Origin of the sequence: Dyadobacter koreensis (genome assembly GCF_900108855.1) — a bacterium.
Lineage (GTDB): Bacteria > Bacteroidota > Bacteroidia > Cytophagales > Spirosomataceae > Dyadobacter > Dyadobacter koreensis.
Map to the genome: position 1 here is coordinate 554404 of NZ_FNXY01000006.1, position 14121 is coordinate 568524.

At 40.6% G+C, this 14121-nt stretch carries 15 protein-coding genes and 2 tRNA genes; 6 read left to right on the forward strand and 11 right to left on the reverse strand.

All coding sequences use genetic code 11. The annotated features are described in order from the left end of the window. Positions 1 to 54: 54 nt before the first annotated feature. The 3 genes from BMY70_RS21055 to BMY70_RS21065 are packed head-to-tail and all read right to left on the reverse strand — an operon-like array spanning position 55 to position 3776. The gene (locus BMY70_RS21055; protein WP_090338246.1) at positions 55 to 1137 is read right to left on the reverse strand and encodes a GHMP family kinase ATP-binding protein; all 1083 of its coding nucleotides are present in this window, start codon (positions 1135 to 1137) and stop codon (positions 55 to 57) included. A 3-nt stretch (positions 1138 to 1140) separates the two neighbouring features. Next, on the reverse strand, positions 1141 to 2364 hold the full coding sequence (locus BMY70_RS21060; protein WP_090338247.1) for a sugar MFS transporter: 1224 nt from the start codon (positions 2362 to 2364) through the stop codon (positions 1141 to 1143). 53 nt (positions 2365 to 2417) lie between these two features. Then, entirely contained in the window at positions 2418 to 3776 is a 1359-nt protein-coding gene (locus BMY70_RS21065; RefSeq protein WP_090338248.1) for a Gfo/Idh/MocA family protein, read from the reverse strand. A gap of 298 nt (positions 3777 to 4074) precedes the next feature. Here BMY70_RS21065 and BMY70_RS21070 point away from each other — a divergent pair, with 298 nt between their 5' ends. Both BMY70_RS21070 and folE read left to right on the forward strand, forming a co-directional pair. Next, entirely contained in the window at positions 4075 to 4491 is a 417-nt protein-coding gene (locus BMY70_RS21070; RefSeq protein WP_090338249.1) for a 6-pyruvoyl trahydropterin synthase family protein, read from the forward strand. Then, on the forward strand, positions 4451 to 5140 hold the full coding sequence (gene folE / locus BMY70_RS21075) for a GTP cyclohydrolase I FolE (RefSeq protein ID WP_090338250.1): 690 nt from the start codon (positions 4451 to 4453) through the stop codon (positions 5138 to 5140). The genes BMY70_RS21070 and folE overlap by 41 nt, the downstream gene beginning before the upstream one ends. A gap of 93 nt (positions 5141 to 5233) precedes the next feature. Here the strand turns inward: folE and BMY70_RS21080 are convergent, their stop codons facing one another. Then, positions 5234 to 6163, reverse strand: coding sequence for a sugar phosphate isomerase/epimerase family protein (locus tag BMY70_RS21080; protein ID WP_090338251.1), 930 nt, complete (start codon positions 6161 to 6163; stop codon positions 5234 to 5236). Positions 6164 to 6444: 281 nt separating this feature from the next. Between BMY70_RS21080 and BMY70_RS21085 the strand changes: the two genes are divergently transcribed. Next, positions 6445 to 6999 carry an NUDIX domain-containing protein gene (locus BMY70_RS21085; protein WP_090338252.1) on the forward strand — a complete coding sequence of 185 codons (555 nt, stop codon included), beginning with the start codon at positions 6445 to 6447 and terminating at the stop codon, positions 6997 to 6999. 1 nt (position 7000) lies between these two features. Continuing rightward, entirely contained in the window at positions 7001 to 7615 is a 615-nt protein-coding gene (locus BMY70_RS21090; RefSeq protein WP_090338253.1) for a LysE family translocator, read from the forward strand. Positions 7616 to 7682: 67 nt separating this feature from the next. On the opposite strand, the gene BMY70_RS21095 is transcribed toward BMY70_RS21090, so the two are convergent. Next, positions 7683 to 9266 (reverse strand): GH3 family acyl-acid amido synthetase, encoded by a 1584-nt coding sequence (locus BMY70_RS21095; RefSeq protein WP_090338254.1) that lies wholly within the window; start codon positions 9264 to 9266, stop codon positions 7683 to 7685. Between the two features lie 22 nt (positions 9267 to 9288). Next, positions 9289 to 10056, reverse strand: a complete 768-nt coding sequence (gene surE / locus BMY70_RS21100; protein ID WP_090338255.1) for a 5'/3'-nucleotidase SurE — start codon at positions 10054 to 10056, stop codon at positions 9289 to 9291. A 130-nt stretch (positions 10057 to 10186) separates the two neighbouring features. On the opposite strand from surE, the gene BMY70_RS21105 reads away from it, so the two are divergent. Next, positions 10187 to 10687, forward strand: coding sequence for a GNAT family N-acetyltransferase (locus BMY70_RS21105; protein WP_090338256.1), 501 nt, complete (start codon positions 10187 to 10189; stop codon positions 10685 to 10687). Positions 10688 to 10696: 9 nt separating this feature from the next. Here the strand turns inward: BMY70_RS21105 and trhO are convergent, their stop codons facing one another. Then, a complete protein-coding gene (gene trhO / locus BMY70_RS21110) occupies positions 10697 to 11674 on the reverse strand; it encodes an oxygen-dependent tRNA uridine(34) hydroxylase TrhO (protein ID WP_090338257.1) in 978 nt (325 codons plus the stop codon). A gap of 207 nt (positions 11675 to 11881) precedes the next feature. Between trhO and BMY70_RS21115 the strand changes: the two genes are divergently transcribed. Beyond that, positions 11882 to 12496, forward strand: coding sequence for a deoxynucleoside kinase (locus tag BMY70_RS21115; RefSeq protein WP_090338258.1), 615 nt, complete (start codon positions 11882 to 11884; stop codon positions 12494 to 12496). Positions 12497 to 12560: 64 nt separating this feature from the next. Here the strand turns inward: BMY70_RS21115 and BMY70_RS21120 are convergent, their stop codons facing one another. The 4 genes from BMY70_RS21120 to BMY70_RS21135 all read right to left on the reverse strand — a co-directional run bounded on the left by BMY70_RS21120 (position 12561) and on the right by BMY70_RS21135 (position 14088). After that, positions 12561 to 12914, reverse strand: a complete 354-nt coding sequence (locus BMY70_RS21120; RefSeq protein ID WP_090338259.1) for a hypothetical protein — start codon at positions 12912 to 12914, stop codon at positions 12561 to 12563. An 81-nt stretch (positions 12915 to 12995) separates the two neighbouring features. Continuing rightward, positions 12996 to 13068 (reverse strand) — tRNA-Thr (locus BMY70_RS21125). A gap of 295 nt (positions 13069 to 13363) precedes the next feature. Continuing rightward, on the reverse strand, positions 13364 to 13771 hold the full coding sequence (locus BMY70_RS21130; RefSeq protein ID WP_090338260.1) for a hypothetical protein: 408 nt from the start codon (positions 13769 to 13771) through the stop codon (positions 13364 to 13366). A 244-nt stretch (positions 13772 to 14015) separates the two neighbouring features. Next, positions 14016 to 14088: transfer RNA gene (locus BMY70_RS21135), tRNA-Thr, on the reverse strand. Between the last annotated feature and the right edge of the window lie 33 nt (positions 14089 to 14121).

The following is a 14121-nucleotide window of genomic DNA, read 5'->3' on the forward strand; positions in this document are numbered from 1 at the left end:
GCCCGGGAATTAATTTCCTGAGCCGGTTTTTTATATTCTTGAACTGAAAGTGGGTTAGTCATCCACGCTACTTCCGGAATCAACGTTAATGATATAGCTTTTTCCTCCCGCTTTTTCAATAGCCTCTGCGACTTCTTCGGCTTTCGACGGCGCGTAAACAAACATGCAACCTCCACCACCGGAACCATTAATTTTCCCTCCTAATGCACCGGCAGATAATGCGGCATCCATCATAAGTTCAATTTTAGGCGTAGAAGTCCGCTTGTGATCGCGAAGATTTTTATAATGGCGGTAAAGCAATTCGCCGAGATTTTTATCAAACTCGGCGGTATCCGAATCCGCAATGGTCTGGGACAGCAATTCTTTCCCTTTTAAAAGAATATCACGATCATCAACATTAGCCTGCAGAAGGCTGAATTCATCTTGTGTCAAAACCTTTTTGTAGTCGGCGATCTGCGTAAGTTGCGTTTTGAAAATGGAAAAATAAGGATCATACTGCGTCACTTTTTTGATCACGTCTTCCATACCATACCGGCAACGCGCCAAAATTCCCAGCGTATCTTTGGGTTCAAGCGAATCGCCCAGCACAAATTTCCCCAGTTTTGGTGTCAGGGTTTCGACGTAGATCTGAGGTCGGGATTCCAGGTAAATCACATTCCCGATTGAGGTTGAATAATGGTCCATCATCCCGCCGGGTTCTCCGAATTCCAGCACCTCTGCTGCGTTAGCAATTTCTCCTAATTCCTTCAACGAAAAATTAGCGGGATCATCGCTCATTTTGTCAAGAAAATGAGCCCACGAAACGATCAGTGCCGAAGAACTTGAAGTCCCTGAATTGATCGGGATGTTTCCGTGAATCACACACTCAAAACCTTTTGAAAAGTTCAGGCCTTTTCTTTTCAAAACGTTTATAGTACTTCTGAAATAATCTCGCTGAATGATATACGGAAACGTTTCTTCCAATGAGAATTCGATTCTTTGATCTAAATCCGGAAGATTCAGAATAATTTGATCGTCGTTTCTATGACTTCCGTCAATACTGATTCTTCTGGAAATAGCCGCAGCAATAACCGGAAGTCCTAGATAATCCTGATGCTCTCCAAAAAAACAAATCCTGCCTGGTGTTGAAATTTTCATGAACTACCAGTTTTTCTTTTTGTGGCCTACAAGACCAAAGTATACGATAAAGGCGTAAAGAGGAAGAACCAATAGATATGCTTTTTGAGTGCTTCCGATTGAATCTGCAATACCTCCGTAAATTAGAGGCATAATGGCACCACCGGAAATACCCATCACTAACAAGGCAGAGGCAATTTTAGTAAATTTACCCAAGCCGCTAAGCGCAAGCGGCCACAACGCAGGCCAGATCACGGCATTTGCAAATCCAAGCACAGCAATACACATTACTGATGTAAAGCCAGTTGTCAAAAGTGCAATAACGGTCACAACCAGTCCCAGGGTTGCGGAAAAAATCATATAAGCCTGTTGGGACACATATTTCGGTATGAGCACAATACCGAGAACATAACCAAACATCATTCCGCCCAGAGTATACGCTCCGAAAACTCTTGCTTCACTTTCCGGTATGCCCAGGGAAACACCGTAGCTGATGATTGTATCGGCCGCAATTACTTCCACACCAACATAACAGAATAAGGCAGCTACACCTAATACTAAATTTGGATATTGAAAAACACTCGTTTTCTGAACTGTAACCTGATTAACACCCGCTGGTTCGTCTTCTTCTTCGCTCACTTCGACAAGGCCCTTAGTCATTCTGATAACCAGTGCCAGAGCAACAAGGATACCTGTCAGGATCAGATACGGAACCACAACCTTGTCAAGCTCGTCTTTCGGATCTGCTGATTCAACGCCTGCAAGAAGAAGCTTACCAATAACAATCTGACTGATAATACCCGCTCCCTTGTTGGCGATTCCCATGATACTGATTCTTTGCGCAGCGCTTTCACGAGGCCCCAGAATTGTAGCATAAGGGTTAGATGCAGTTTGAAGCACGGTAAGTCCAATACCGATGGTAAAAAGCCCAACGAGGAAAAGCGGATAAGAAGCCATTTCCGCCGCGGGAATAAAGATTAAAGTTCCGACAGCCATTACCATGAGTGCCAGAGACATACCATTTTTAAATCCGGTTTTTTTTACAACCATTGAACATGGAATCGCCATGATCGTGTAGGATATAAAAAAAGCGAAGGTAACAAGGTAAGAACTGGTGTTATCCAGAGAAAATGCTTTTTTAAAAAAGGTGATCAGCGTCCCGTTAACCCAGGTGATGAAACCCATCACGAAGAATAGAACACCAATAATGACAAGTGGGCCTAGGTAATTGTTCTTATTATTAGTCATTTAGGTAATTAGTTAAAAATTATAGGGTTATGATTGAACAAGTTATTAATAAATTAAAATTCATCTGTCAAGCCGAAAATACGTTTGTTTGTTTTCCATTTTCCTCTTGTAAAATCGGGTATTTCAACCGGTGAGCTTCCACGGGCAACCGATAATTCAGAAAGCGGACTTACTGCACTCCATACTGCCGCATCATACACATCAATCGGGGGAGCAACTTGTCTTTTTACGGCTTCAATGAAACCACGGAAAACAAAATAATCAATTCCGCCATGTCCCGCATTCTCGGCCTCTTTTTCATATTTCTTCCAAAGCGGATGATCGTATTTTTTTAGGTATGGTGCGTCCTGCTCGGCTTCATGCTGCTTTGGTGAGATACCTTCCAGGTATATCGTATGCCCATCGTTCATCCAGATTCCTTCAGTTCCCTGTGCACGGAAACCGAGCGAATAGGGGCGGGGCGAGTTGGTATCGTGGATCAATACAATATTTTCACCATTATGGCATTGGATAGTCGTCGTAACCACATCACCCAGTTTGAAATTTACCTTTGCATTCGGATGTTTTTCACCGCCATGATCTACGATATATTTATGGAGCCCACGCGATTTGGTAGCAGTGGAAGTCAGGTAATTAAATTTATTTCCGCGATTGATATCCAGCCAATGCGCTACTGGTCCTAAGCCGTGCGTCGGATAGATATCGCCGTTACGATCGACGGAATGCTGTGTACGCCACTTCGCTTCTGAGTATCCTTTCTCGCCAAATTCGACGCCGTAACCTTCGTTACTTTTTCCGTTGTTTAACTTGATACCGCGTAGATCATGCTGATAACCGCAATGTGCATAGGTCATTTCGCCAAACATTCCTTCACGTATCATTTTTAAAATTGCCATCACGTCACGGCGATAACAAACGTTTTCCAGGATCATACAATGCGATCCGGTTTTTTCATATGTATCGACAAGATCCCACGACTCCTGCAAAGTTACTGTCGCAGAGACTTCCACAGCTGCGTATTTTCCGGCATTCATTGACGCGATCGTCATAGGCACATGCCATTGCCAGGGCGTGGCGATCAACACTGCGTCCAGATCATCCCGCTTGACCATATTCAGAAAATCTTCGTCACCCTTTGAATAAACGGCAGGTTCCTTTCTTCCTGCTTTCTTAATCAGGTCTTTGGCAAAATTAATGGATGATGAATCGATATCACAGATAGCGTTCACCTCCACATCAGGCCGATATAAAGCTTGCTGTAAATGGTTGCGCCCGCGAAGCCCGACACCGACAAAACCGATCCGAACCTTATCTCGGGGTTTTCCGGTTTCTTCTTTTAATAGTATCGATGGCAAAATTCCGGTTGCAGATCCAGCCAATGTTGCTTTTTGAATAAAATTTCGTCTATCCATGAGAAAGCCTAAAGAAAATATTATAAGGTTTAGGAATTTATGCTGTAACCGCGCAAGATACGACCAAATACCATATTTTTAAATTTTTTTATTAATTAAAAATAATTATAAAATGAAGGCAGGAAAGAATGTTTCTCGATAATTACAGAACGTTTTGAACAAATTATGTTAATATCGTGTTGGGTTAAAAGTACACTCCGATGGGCAGAGACGATCCCGCCCGACGGCTTTAAGTGTGTTGGACACATACTTTGTTACGACATTTAAGGCATTTTTTTGTTTAACGTTATCATTATATATGGCTCATAAAGTGGCTGTGTTTCGTAAAGAACACTTTAATGCGGCTCACCGTCTCCATAATCCGGCATGGTCGGATGAGAAGAACGGGGAGATTTTTGGCAAGTGTAACAATCCGAATTTTCATGGTCATAATTATGAACTGATTATCCAGGTAGTAGGCGAACTCAATCAGGAAACTGGTTTCGTGATCGATATGAAGGAGCTAAGTGTTCTTATTCAGGAACATGTTCTGGATCGTTTTGATCATAAAAATTTGAATCTTGATGTTGCAGAATTTCACCATTTAAATCCATCGGCTGAGAATATCGCCATTGTTATTTATGACATTCTCAGACCAAAAATTGATGCAGAGCTAGCTCTGAAAATTAGATTATATGAAACAGAACGGAACTTTGTTGAATACCCAGTCGATTGAAAATTTTGATATTGAAGAGATTGGTGACGAGCATCTTTTTTCTTCTATTGAAACACCGATGCGTCCCGATGCTTTTGCGCTGGAAGACGAGGTGAAAATTGAACTGATCGAAAAACATTTTCGCCATATCATGGAGATTATGGGTTTGGATCTGACAGATGACAGTTTGAAGGGAACTCCGAAACGGGTTGCAAAAATGTATATCAAGGAAGTTTTCAGTGGACTAGATCCTAAAAACAAGCCGAGTGTAGCATTATTTGAAAATAAATACAAATACAACCAGATGCTGGTGGAAAAGGATATTTCGGTATTCTCGAATTGCGAGCATCATTTTGTTCCGATCTACGGTAAAGCGCATATCGCCTATATTTCAAGTGGAAAAGTAATAGGGTTGTCCAAGTTGAACCGAATCGTTGAGTATTTTTCTAAACGTCCGCAAGTTCAGGAGCGTTTAACGGTTCAGATTGCAAATGAATTAAAACAGGCATTACAAACCGATGATATTGCGGTGGTGGTTGATGCGAAACATATGTGTGTGCAATCCCGCGGTGTTCGTGATGCCGGAAGCTCAACAGTAACAGCTTACTACGGCGGTAAATTTGAAGAAGAAGCTACGAAGAAGGAATTTCTGACGTATCTGGGAATGTAATTATTGCTGGATATGTGAAAAATCAGAATAACGGATAACATAAGAAGCCGGAATCAGGATGATCTTGCATCGTCCTGGTTCCGGCTTTTATCTTTATACTAATGGTCCGACTCTTTCAAGAAGTGCTTTTGTCGCTTTAATTCCATCGCGTTCAGAAAGTTTGCTTCCTTCGTATTCTATACCGGCTATTCCTTTAAATCCGCTGTCTTTAACGATTTTAAGAATTTTTGTGTAGTCAGTTTCAATACAGTTCCCTTTTTCGTCAAAGTCATAAGTTTTAGCACTCACGCCTTTTGCGAAAGGCATAAGCTCTTTTGTCCCCTGGTAACGGTCATAAGATTCTTCACACTCGAAGCTTCCCTGTTTTCTTTTGATGCAGAAATTTCCGAAGTCAGGTAACGTTCCAACATTTTTCATGTTCACCTGCTTCATCACGCCAGAGAGCCATTTTCCATTAGAAGAAGAACCGCCATGGTTTTCAACAATTACGTTAATGCCGGTTTTCTTAGCGAATTCGCCAAGTTTACCCAGACCTTCTACCGCAGCTTTCGCGATTTCTTCGTCGCTTCCTTTACCAAATGCATTCACACGAATTGTTTTGCAGCCAAGGTATTTTGCGCATTCAACCCATTTGTAGTGGTTTTCGACTGCCTTATTGCGAACAGCAGCGTCAAGTTCCCCAAGACCGCCTTCTCCGTCGATCATAATCAGGTTGTTCGTCACGCCGTTGTCTTTACATCTCTGCAAAAGCTCGTTCAGATATGTTTTGTCCTCTGCTTTATCTTTGAAAAACTGGTTTACATATTCAACAATAGAAATGCCGAACTCCTTTTTAGCAAGTTCGGGGAAATCCATATTAACAATTTTTTTTGCGAATAATTCCTTATGCAACGACCACTCGGCAAGTGAAATTTCGAAGAACATTTTTTTTGCAGCCTGTTCAGCAAACAGGTCAGTAAGCGTTGTCGCGGCCAATGCAGTTGCACCAGCTTTTTTTAGGAAATCGCGTCTTGAAAAATACATTTTCGGTTAGAATTTAGATTTAGTAATAAAAATTGTGAGTCGGCTACATGTTCATGTAGTTGGGCTAGTCCGTAAAGTTTCTGATTTTTCTCGATATTCACAGCATTTTGGCCAATTTACTGAAAATTTTATTGGCGCGTTCATACCAATAAATATCAGAATTGAGATTTAGCTTTAAGTGTAACAAGCGCTACAAAAGATCAAAGTGTAACAGGTTCTTTACGGTTTTTTGGTTTATTTGCACCATTGAATGAGTGTCAATAAACCATGAATACATAGAAATGCGGGTTATGAGTACAGAAAATAATTGGAAAACGCTTTCCTCGGAAACTGTTTATGAGAATGCGTGGCTTGAAATCAGTCACCGTGAAGTGATTAACCCTGCCGGAAAAGATGGTATATATGGTGTGGTGAAGTTTAAAAATAAAGCGTTGGGAATTATTCCTGTAGATGAAAATGGGTTCATCTATCTGGTAGGACAATTTCGCTATACGCTGGATGAATATTCGTGGGAAATTCCGGAAGGTGGCGGTCCCTTTAATGAAGATGTGCTGGATGCCGCAAAGCGTGAATTAAAAGAAGAAACCGGTTTAATTGCTTCAAACTGGACTCGTTTATCCCGAATTCATACTTCGAATTCTGCGACAGATGAGGAAGGATTTCTTTTTATGGCAGAAGGATTGAGTCAAAGTGAAGCAGAGCCTGAGGAAACAGAAGAATTACAGGTAAAGAAAATTCATCTTTCAGAGGCGGTAGAGATGGTAATGCGCTCGGAGATTACTGATGCGATTTCGATTGCCGGGATATTAATGGCTGCGAGGCTGAAAGGAATCTAAGATGCTCGAATCACTCTTTTATGGTATCCTGACAGGTGTGGCGTTATGTCTGACTTTCGGAACCGTATTTTTTTCTTTGGTACAAAATAGCGTCGACAATGGATACCGAACCGGAATCAAAATCGCCTTGGGTGTATTTGTCTCGGACGTGATTTTTGTTTTTTTTGCCATTTTTGGCACTTCCTTATTGCCCGATATTCATAATTTTCAGAAGTGGATGGCAGGGGCGGGCGTATTATTTTTACTGATCTTGGGTTTATCAAATTTAATTAAAGGTCAGCCAAAAATTGCTTACCCGACGTCAAAATTGGGTAATCTGGTTTACTATTTCACGACTGGTTTTTTTCTGAATGCCTTAAATCCTGTGAATTTTATCAGCTGGGTAACCATCGCCTCCTATATCAGATCGACTTTGCATTATAATTATAATCAGGTGTTGCTTTTTTTCGGAGCAAGTGTAGTCGCCGTATTTTTTGTTGAATGCGCCATTGCAGTTTTTGCACATAAATTGAAGCGGATTTTTACACCAAAAGTGGTAACGATTTTTAACAAGGTAACCGGAATTGTTTTTATTTTGATTGCTTGTCAGATCGCTTATATTAATTTCCTAAAGTAGGTTTAATTAAAAATGGGATCAGACTTATGAATTCTGATCCCATTTTAAATATGATTCTTTAACCAATTCATTCCTCCGCAAAAACCTCATCCGAAACATACCCCTTGCTCTTCAAATAATCCTTCCAGTCCTGTATCAAAAAGTTTTTTAATACACGCGGGAATTTGTGCTGGCCTCCCATCTTGCCCTTAGACTCCATCCAGCCGTAAAATGCGCTGTTTGGAAGTACGGTAACAAAAACGTCTTTTAAAGCATGCTTCCGCTCGACTGCATAGTCATCGTTAAGCTCGGCGAGTTTTGCATCAACTTTATTTCTCAAAATCTCAGGATCGACATTTTCTTCTTCGACGCCGATATACCAGTGGTGTGCGAAAAGCGAGTCGTGTTCAACCCCGCAAACGGTAAACTCTTTCACGGTCAATCCCAGTTCGTCAGAAATCAGATCAATCGCTTTATTCATATTGTCAACGGAAAGATGTTCCCCGCAAAGACTTAAATAATGCTTTGTTCTCCCGGTGATCACAATTTCCGCTTTCGATTTATCGACAAATTTTAAAGTGTCACCGATCAGGTAGCGCCATGCTCCTGAGCATGTGGATAGTAAAAGTGCATATTCCTTTCCTTCCTCAACCTGGTCCACCATCAGTGTTTCCGGCGAGGGGAGAAGTGTTCCTTCTGAATCAAAATTATCCTGATTGAACGGGACAAATTCATAGAAAAGTCCGTTATCCAAAACCAATTCCATTCCCTGCGCATTCGGCCGGTTCTGATAGGCGATAAACCCCTCGGAAGCCAGATAAGTATTGATATAGATCAGCGGTCTTGCAAGTAGTTTTTCAAAACCTTTTCTATATGGCTCGAAAGAAACACCACCGTGTGCGAAAACCTGAAGATTTGGCCAGATATCGTGAATTGTTTTAACCTTATAATGAGAAATTATCTTTTCCATCAAAAGCTGGATCCACGCAGGAACACCGACAATAAAGCCAATATCCCATTCATGCGCCTTCAAGGTAATTTCTTCTAATTTCAGTCCCCAGTCCTTTTCAGATGCAATTTTTTCGCCAGGTTTGTAATAAGGGCGGAACCATGCAGGAATCTGACTGGCCGTGATACCGCTTAAATCTCCTTCATAATGCGAATCCTGATTGTTCAGATTTGTACTCCCGCCAAGCATCAAAAAACCTTTTTCATACAGATCATCGGGTAATTCTTTGTAATGACCCAGGGATAAAATCTGACGGATACTCGTTTTCTGGATCGCCTTGGACATTGCTTTTGTTACCGGAATATGCTTTGTCGCAGCCTCCGATGTGCCTGAGCTTAACGCATAATATTTAATTCGTCCCGGCCAGCAGATATCTTTTTCTCCATCCAGCGATCTGTGCCACCACTCTTTAAAGATGGCGTTATAATCATAAACCGGAACTGATTTTTTGTATTGTTCATAAAAAGAGCCTTTCTCCCCGAATAAAATCGTAGATAATAACTCGTCGAAATTGTATTTTTCGCCGAATTCTGTATACCTGGCCTTCGCCAGCAATTTTGCTAGAGTCTTTTTCTGTTGTTGATGAATAGTCGCCTTTCTCCGGTTCGCAACAATATTACTGATCCGGATTCCTCTCTTGAGCAAACTTCCTACAAGGGCCATAGCTATTTTTTCTAACGTGGGTTTATAAATCCCAAGTTTCCAGCTGTTTTAAAGCTTTATACTCGGTTAAATCGTATTGACAAGGCACTACGGAAATGTAATTATGATCCAATGCCCATACGTCTGTGTCTTCTTTTTCAGTGTCAAAATTCACGAATTGCCCCGCCATCCACAAATAGCCGCGACCATTTGGATCAACACGGTAATCAAATTTTTCCTGCCATTTGGCGTGCGCCTGTCTGCAAATTTTGATGCCCTTAATAGGTTCATCCGACTTCATCGGAATATTAACGTTCAAAGCAACGCCTTTTGGTATACCATGTTTCAGCGCCGATTCAGTAATTGACTTGATAAAAGGAACGCCATGACTAAAATCAGCATCTTCTCGGAAATCAGATAAGGAGAACCCGATAGCTGGAATTCCTTCAATCGCTCCTTCGATCGCCGCTGACATCGTCCCGGAATATAGAACGCTTATTGAGCTGTTGCTTCCATGGTTAATGCCGCTTACGATGAGATCTGGTTTTCTATCGTGCAACACATAGTTTTTTGCCAATTTAACACAATCTGCCGGTGTTCCCGAGCATTCATATTCTACAACTCCTTCAAAAATGTGTGTTTCATATAACCTTAAAGGCTCGCCAATGGTTATGGCGTGGCCCATTCCTGATTGCGGACTATTGGGAGCGACAACGATAACGTCTCCCAAAGTTTGCATAATGTTGACAAGTGTGCGGATTCCCAGGGAAGTTATTCCATCATCATTTGTAACTAAAATAAGTGGTTTCATATATTAATTCAAAATTTACCGGGCTTTTGATCCGTAGAGGCTATTTTTTTACGGAAGATATGTCGATGAATTTTATTTAGTTTGTGAATAAAAAACGTTTTACGGTTCTGAAAAATCAAATTTAAACAATATGCCTTCATTCTCAATAAAGCATGGAACTCTATCTGATATACCTGTCGTGATCGGAATTCAGGAGAAAACATGGGAACCGACTTACCGTGAAATCCTTAGCCCTGATCAGATCGATTATATGTTTGAAAAAATATATTCTCCCGAAGCGCTGGAAAATCAGATGACCGAGGGAGGGCAGCAATTTTTACTGTTATTTGACTCAGAAGTTCCGGTAGGATTTGCTGCAGTCGCACAGGGAGAATTAGGTTATTTCAAGTTACATAAGATTTATGTACTTCCCAACATGCAGGGTACCGGAGCGGGTAAATATTTACTTGCTGAGGTGGAACAATATGTTAAATCTGTTGGAGGAAAAAAACTTGCTTTAAATGTTAACCGCTACAATAAAGCCAGATCGTTTTATGAGAAAATGAATTTTGTTACGGTTAAAGAAGTAGATGTTCCAATTGGTCCATACTGGATGAACGATTTCATCATGCTGAAACAATTGGAACCGTAAATTTCGTCACTATGCTTTTGCAGCCAGTTTTAATTTTTTCAGCGTTTTTTTTAGGCTCTTCATTCCTTGCAGCGGATTGTAGTGATTACTGTTGCTGACATAGTAACCTGTTCCGTCATAGACTCTTTTATTTGGATGCGCTTTGCATTCCGGAGAACACGCGCCTTCCATTTCTTCGCCGCACTTATGGCAAACCGGAACGTGCGTATTACATTCCGCATTCGCGCAGTTGATCATCCTGTCGCAGGAATCATTACAGATGTAACATCTTGAAATAACGGTGGGATTGACTTGGTTCACATCGACTGTGATCCTGTTATCAAAAACATAACATTTGCCGTCAAAATCCTCACCACCCTCTTCCAGGCCATACCGAATGATACCGCCGTGAAGCTGATAAACATCAGTAAATCCTTTTTCAAGAAGGTAAGCACTAGCCTTTTCACACTTGATGCCTCCGGTGCAATACGTTACAATTTTTTTATCTTTTAAATGTTCGATCTCGTGAACATGATCCGGAAGTTCGCGAAGATTGTGCATATCAAAAGTGATAGCGCCTTTGAATTTGCCAACTTCATGCTCATAATCAGAACGCATATCGACCAATACGACATCAGGATCCTGCATCATTTTTTTCAATTCAGACGGTTCCAGGTGTTTTCCTGTCCGTACGAGCGGATTGACGTTCAGATCAGAGTTTACGATCTCATCCTTAACACGGACATGTAACTTTTGAAATGCAATTTCATCATGATAATCCACTTTAAACTGCACGTCTTTAAATCTTTCGTCCGACCGCACGTAATTCATATAAGCTTCACATGCCTCAGGTGTGCCGGAAACTGTTCCATTCAAACCTTCAGGTGCAATGATAATGCGACCCAAAAGATTATTTTCTACACAAAATAAATGATGCTCATCGCGATACACTTCGGTGTTTTCGATGGGTGCATAATAATAATAAAGTATTACTTGGAAAGGCTTCATTAATCTAATTTTCAGGGACTAAATAGGAGAGAAGCTGTTTTTACCTCTTTCCCGTTAAATCAAATGCAAATATACGAATATCTGAAGTTTATCGAAAATCTGAAAAACTAACTTTCGTCAGTCTTAGATTTCTCAGTCAATTACATATTTTTGCACATCAACGTTATGCTGCTTACTTATTAATCTACTTCTTAAAAAATTAATTCCATGCATATAGCAATTATTGGGAATATCGGCGCCGGCAAGACCACGCTGACGCAAATGCTTGGCCAACATTATGGATGGGAAGTGATGTATGAGGCAGTGGAGGGAAATCCTTACCTCGCAGATTTTTATGAGGACATGGAGCGCTGGGCATTTAATTTGCAGATATTTTTTCTAAATAATCGCTTTGCGCAGGTTCAAACGATCCGGTCAACCACGTATGCGACGATTATCCAGGACCGAACCATTTATGAAGATGCATTTGTATTCGCCCGCAATCTTTATGACTCGAAGATCATGACCGAGCGGGATTACAGAAGTTATTTGTTGTTGTTTGAATCAATTATGAAAACGGTATCGCAGCCGGATCTTTTGATTTATCTGAAAGCCGATATCCCTAAACTGGTTTCGCAGATCAAAAAGAGGGGACGAGAATTCGAGGCAGACATTTCTGAAGAATACTTGCGAAATCTGAATCACTATTATGAGGATTTTAGCCAAAATTACGACCATGGAAAATTGATCACCATTGATGTCAACCAAATGGATTTTGCCTCAAACCCCGACGACTTTGACTCAATCGTGAAAACGCTTAATAAAGAATTGTTTTACGTTTAACTGTAAATAAAAGAAACGCCTGCAAGTTTACTTTGCAAGCGTTTTATTTATAATGTTTTTAGGATCAAAAACGGTCTGTGATCGCTAATCCACGCTCAACAACAGCAATCAGATCTGTGGAGGTCTTTGCCTGATCAACCGCCGTTTTCATTGCCAGAAACTCAAACTTTTCCTTTTTATCCAATTTCATTTTTAGGAATTTCCCAATCGCTTTTGCCAGATAACCTTTCACCTTATCGAGCTGTTTGATATTGGAAGCCGCAAGTTTGCTCAGATCTTTTCCCTCTTCTATATCGATCAGGGTTGTCATCTGGATGCTGTGCTCGCCATTTTTCCCTTCTGATGTCACATTTTTAAAAGCACGACGAATGAAGGTCTCGTACGCGTATCCATCGTTATAAGCATTTTCATTCGTCATTATCTTTTCGATTTGAAATTGTAAAAAAGTGTTAGAAAACAAAAAGGACTTATCAATTCTGATAAGTCCTTTTTGTTTAAGAGCCTCCAGTCGGGATCGAACCAACGACCTACTGATTACAAGTCAGTTGCTCTACCAGCTGAGCTATGGAGGCGTCTTCTTTTTATGATGCCGTTTGTTATTCCGATATCATGGTGCAAAAGTAGAAGAATGAGATATATAACGCAAGTTTATGGGAGATTATTTTTTTTATGTCTATGAAATATTTTGGAGTCGATCCTGGACGTTCCTGGTTTTCAGAGTATTTGGTGTAAAAAAAATGCGATAATAATTCCTAAAAAAATAAATATATGCAATTGAATTGAATATAAGCTCGCTTAATTTTAATCTCATCCGGATACCATATCCCGAAATAATTTGCACGGGGAGTTTATGATTTGACGACGGATTTATTTCAAGGCAATGCCTAAATTGCTTAGCTCGATCTCAAACCTACGCCTGCCCGGCATTTTTTCTATTTTTCCAATCTGATTTCTAAATACAGTGCTATCTTCTTTTACCGCGATCGCCTCGAATAAACCGTTCTCTCTAACCTGAAAACTCTGGTCCAGGAACGCGATCTCTGCGCTTGAATAATACGGTATACTTGGAGTCTTTAAAGGATAGTGATAAACAGAATCGTAAGCGATGTGTTGACCATTTTCAACCGTATAAGCGATTACTTTAATTTCCTGAAATATGGTTTTATCTACATTGGTAAAAACAAAACTTATCATTTCCGGCTGCTTTTCCGGTTCAAATAAATTACATGAAAAGCAGAATGGTGCGATCAGGATCAGAGCAATTTTCTTATACATGGCGGGGTATTTGTATTCAGTGATTAAAATGTTTAGCTAACAATAATACCTAAAAGTATTTTATTGATACTCTGAAGATATTGATAATAAAATCAAATTGAACATATCGGTTGTAGGTATTACTTCAAATACTGAGGGCAAACGCGACGTACAGGTGCGGGGAGTGCACAATCCACCATGCGATCTTAAAAAATCTCAGAAAACAAAAAAGCACCTAACTTTTAAAGTCAAGTGCTTTTTTTAGAGCCTCCAGTCGGGATCGAACCAACGACCTACTGATTACAAGTCAGTTGCTCTACCAGCTGAGCTATGGAGGCCTCTTTTGCATTGCGATAGCGTTTGTTATTCCG